Consider the following 4,096-nt stretch of genomic DNA (forward strand, 5'->3'; position numbering starts at 1 on the left):
CCCCACCTCCATCCGGCAGGTCCCCGCCAGCACCGCCGTCAGCATCGGCCGCGCCGACGACAACGACCTCGTCATCGACGACCTCGTCGTCTCCCGCCGGCACGCCGAACTCCGCGCCCTCCCCGACGGCACCCACGAGATCCACGACCTCGGCAGCCACAACGGCACCTACCTCAACGGCGTGCGCACCGACCGCGCCGCCGTCTCCGAAGGCGACATCATCGGCATCGGCCACACCGCCCTCTGCCTGGTCGGCGGCCGCCTCCAGGAGTACACCGACACCGGCGAGGTCTCCCTCGACGTCCAGGACCTCACCGTCACCGCCGACCGCGGCCGCAAGACCCTCCTCGACCACGTCTCCTTCCCCGTCGGCGCCAAATGCCTCCTCGCCGTCGTCGGCCCCAGCGGGGCCGGCAAGTCCACCCTGCTGGGCGCCCTCACCGGACTGCGCCCCGCCGACCACGGCACCGTCCTCTACGACGGCCGCGACCTCTACCGCGACTACGCCGAACTCCGCAGCCGCATCGGGCTCGTCCCCCAGGACGACATCCTGCACGCGCAGCTCACCGTCCGCCGCGCCCTCTCCTACGCCGCCGAACTCCGCTTCCCGCAGGACACGGCGAAGGCCGAGCGGCAGGCCCGCGTCGACGAGGTCATCGCCGAACTCGGCCTCGACCAGCGCGCCGGCCAGCCCATCCACAGCCTCTCCGGCGGACAGCGCAAGCGGGTCTCCGTCGCCCTGGAACTCCTCACCAAGCCCTCGCTGCTCTTCCTCGACGAGCCCACCTCCGGCCTCGACCCCGGCATGGACCGCTCCGTCATGCACATGCTGCGCGGCCTCGCCGACGACGGCCGTACCGTCATCGTCGTCACCCACAGCGTCCTCAGCCTCGACGTCTGCGACCGCATCCTCGTCCTCGCACCCGGCGGCCGGACCGCCTGGTACGGGCCCCCGCAGGAGACCCTGCCCTTCTTCGGATTCGACGAGTGGCCCGAGGCGTTCGAGGCGTTCGAGGCCCAGCGCGACCGCGACTGGGCCGGCCGGTACCGCACCTCCCCCCAGTACCGCCGGTACGTCCAGGGAGCCGCCCGCCGGCCCGGACAGCCCGAGGAGCGGCACCCGGGCGCCTTCGCCGCACCGCCGCCCAAGGCCCAGAGCTGGGGAGCACAACTGTCCACGCTGGTGCGCCGCTACGCCGCCGCGCTCGGCGCCGACCGCACCTTCCTCGCCATCATGGTCGCCCTGCCCTTCGTCATGGGCGCCATGGCGCGCGCCCTCGCCGGGGGCTCGCTCACCCGCGAGTCCGCCGTGAACGTCCTGCTGATCCTGTGCGTCGGCGCGGTCCTGACCGGCGCAGCCAACGCCGTCCGCGAACTCGTCAAGGAACGCACCATCTACCAGCGGGAACGGGCCGTCGGCCTGTCCAGATCCGCCTACCTCATGTCCAAGGTGGCCGTCCTCGGCGCCATCACCGCCGCCCAGGCGGCCGTCCTCACCTTGGTCGGCCTGTACGGCGTCGACACCAACGCCCCCGGCGGCCGCGGGGTACTGCTGCCGCCGCTCGCCGAGATCATCCTCGCCACCGCCCTGCTGTCCTTCACCGCGATGATGCTCGGCCTGCTGGTCTCCGCCCTCGTCCGCAAGGAGGAGGTCACCATGCCGCTGCTGGTGCTGCTCGCCATCGTGCAGGTCGTCTTCTGCGGGGCGCTGCTCCGGCTCGACGGGGCACCGGTCATCGGCCAGCTCGCCTGGCTCGTGCCCTCCCGATGGGCCCTCGGCGCCATGGCCGGCACCGTCGACCTCGGCGCGATCGTCCCCGGCGCGCTCACCGCCGACCCGCTGTTCGCGCACGACACCCGGGTGTGGCTGCTCGACATGGGCATGCTCGCCGCCCTCTCCGTGCTGTTCGGCGTCCTGGTCGCGCGGCTGCTGCGCCGCCACGAGCCGGCCATCATGCGGAAGTAGCGAGATGGGCGCACCCGCGGCATACGGCGGCACCGAGTTCCGCCCCACGCACGTCGTCCCGCAGAGCGGGATGCCGGCCTGGGAGGAGCCCGACGTCTCCCGGCCGACCGTCCCCCTCGACCCCTTCCTGCCCGTGCAGCTGCTCTCCCGGCGAGGGGAGTGGGGGCAGATCCTCTGCGCCAACGGATGGTCGGCCTGGGTGGACGGCCGACTCCTCGTCACCGTGCCGCAGCCGCCCCCGACGGGGGGCCGGCCCGTCGGGCGCGCCGAGGACCCCCTGCCGCTGCTCGCCCGCGCCGCCGACGCCCTGGACCGCTACCGGCAGGCCGCCGAGGAACTCGCCGCGGGCCGGCTGGACCAGGAGGGGTTCCACGGCCGTACGCGCGGACTGCGGTCCGGGGCCGTCGTCGACGGCGAATCCGTGTGGCTGTACGACGAGGCCTCCGGCCAGTGGATGTACGGCGACGGGACCCGCCTCGCCGCCTACGCGGCCCCCGCGCCCGGCGGCGATCCGGCCCCGCGGGCCGAGCCGACGCCGACCGCCGTGGGAGAGGCCGGCTCCGCGATGGAGCGCCCGGCTCCGGCGGCCCGCGCCGAGGCCCACGAGCCGACCCGGGTCGTCACCCCGCCGGAGGCGGGAGGCTGAGCCCTCCAGGTCACCGCCGCGGCGCCGCGGACCGCCCGCGGGCGGCGGCGCGCCGGTGCACCGGTCGGGCCGCCAGGGCGCCGAGGAAGCCGGCGACCGCACCCCACAGCACCCCGAGCCCCACGTTCCGCCACAGGACGGGCAGCAGTTCGACCGTCGTGCCCAGCCCGCCCGTGTCGCCGATGCCCATCAGGGCCAGCCCGAAGCGCGCCTCGACGGAGGCCAGCAGGGACACCGCCAGGGCGGCCGCGCCGAGGGCCACCGCCAGGTGCAGCGCGTGCTGCCGGGCCCGTACGTGCGCGGGGGAGCGGAGGGCGGCCAGCAGGCCCGTGCCGAGCAGGGCGAGGGCCGTGACGGCCACCAGCCACCACATGCGCCCGTCGTGGCGGGCGAGGTCGGCGACGTCCACCGCGGATCGGTCGGCGTCGCGCACGACCCGGTCCAGCACCTGCGGCACGGGCAGCCCGAACGGCCCCTCCGCCCGGCCGTCCCACGCCCCGCCGAAGCCGAGGGTGAGCGCGAGCCACGCCAGGTTGGGCAGGGCGAGCAGGACCACGGCGAACACCCGGTCCGGCTGGCCGCGCGTGACCGCCGCGACCAGGCCGGTGCCGAGCCCGAGGGACACGTACGCGAGGAGCAGCACGGCGGTGGCGGACGCGGCGGGCCGCACGGCGGCGTGGAAGCGGACCAGCCGCGCCGGCAGCGGTGCCCGGCGCGAGACGAGCAGCACCACCAGCAGCAGGCCCGCGATCCACAGCAGCCCGAACAGCACGGTGGCCGGTACGCCGCCCAGGGCTGCCCGAAGCGGCGCGAGTCCGGCTTCAGCGCGACCGGCTGGTCCAGGGGGTTGCCGCACGCGCAGCGCACCCGCGGCACGCCGTGGTCGTCGACCAGGACCGCCGTGCCGGCCTGGAGCACCGCCTGGTACGGGGTGGGACGGCCGTCCTGGTAGCCGTGGTTGGTGACCCGTGTGTCGACGCGCAGGGTGACGGCGGTCAGCGAGCGCAGGAAGCCGGGGACCTCCCCGGGCCGGATGCCGAGGGCCTCGGCGAACGCCGCGTTCCCGGCCGGGTCCGCGGACAGGACGCGGACCTGCTTCTCGACGTCGCAGCTGGCCGTGTCGCGGGTGCCTCCGTACAGGCCCGGGGAGGCGCCCGTGAGGGATCGGGTGGTGACGGTGCCGGTGGCGGTGGCGGGCGGCCGGCCCGGGGCGTCCCCGGACGGCGCGCGGCTTTCGGCGGCGCCGGCCGGGACCGTCGCCGTGGACTCGGTGAAGGGCGCCCTGCCCTGCGCGGAGGCCGGTTCGAGGAACAGCTCGCCGCCCGTCGCGGCCGGTTCGCCGGCGGGCCGGGTCAGCACCACCGCGAGCACGGCGGCCGCGGCGAGCGCCGCGACGGCCGCCGCCACCGCGGGCAGGCGCCACCGGGGCCGCCGGGACCCGCCGGGCGGGCCCGGGGCGCTCGGCGGCTCGCCGCCGCCCGGAC

3 protein-coding genes and 2 pseudogenes are annotated in these 4,096 nt (G+C 76.2%); 3 read left to right on the forward strand and 2 right to left on the reverse strand.

The genetic code is table 11. The features are described 5' to 3' along the window. Positions 1-1,966: ABC transporter ATP-binding protein/permease (locus tag EF903_RS29675; RefSeq protein WP_125548092.1), on the forward strand; the 1,966-nt coding region annotated here is incomplete at its 5' end. 4 nt (positions 1,967-1,970) lie between these two features. After that, on the forward strand, positions 1,971-2,612 hold the full coding sequence (locus tag EF903_RS29680) for a hypothetical protein (RefSeq protein WP_125548093.1): 642 nt from the start codon (positions 1,971-1,973) through the stop codon (positions 2,610-2,612). Positions 2,613-2,622: 10 nt separating this feature from the next. On the opposite strand, the gene EF903_RS29685 is transcribed toward EF903_RS29680, so the two are convergent. Then, the gene (locus EF903_RS29685; RefSeq protein ID WP_125548094.1) at positions 2,623-3,384 is read right to left on the reverse strand and encodes a streptophobe family protein; all 762 of its coding nucleotides are present in this window, start codon (positions 3,382-3,384) and stop codon (positions 2,623-2,625) included. Positions 3,385-3,446: 62 nt separating this feature from the next. Continuing rightward, positions 3,447-3,752: pseudogene (locus EF903_RS35985) on the reverse strand (DUF6777 domain-containing protein); the annotation flags it as partial. A 16-nt stretch (positions 3,753-3,768) separates the two neighbouring features. Here EF903_RS35985 and EF903_RS29690 point away from each other — a divergent pair. Further along, positions 3,769-4,096: pseudogene (locus EF903_RS29690) on the forward strand (hypothetical protein); the annotation flags it as partial.

Source organism: Streptomyces sp. WAC05292, from assembly GCF_003949955.1.
Classification (GTDB): domain Bacteria; phylum Actinomycetota; class Actinomycetes; order Streptomycetales; family Streptomycetaceae; genus Streptomyces; species Streptomyces globosus.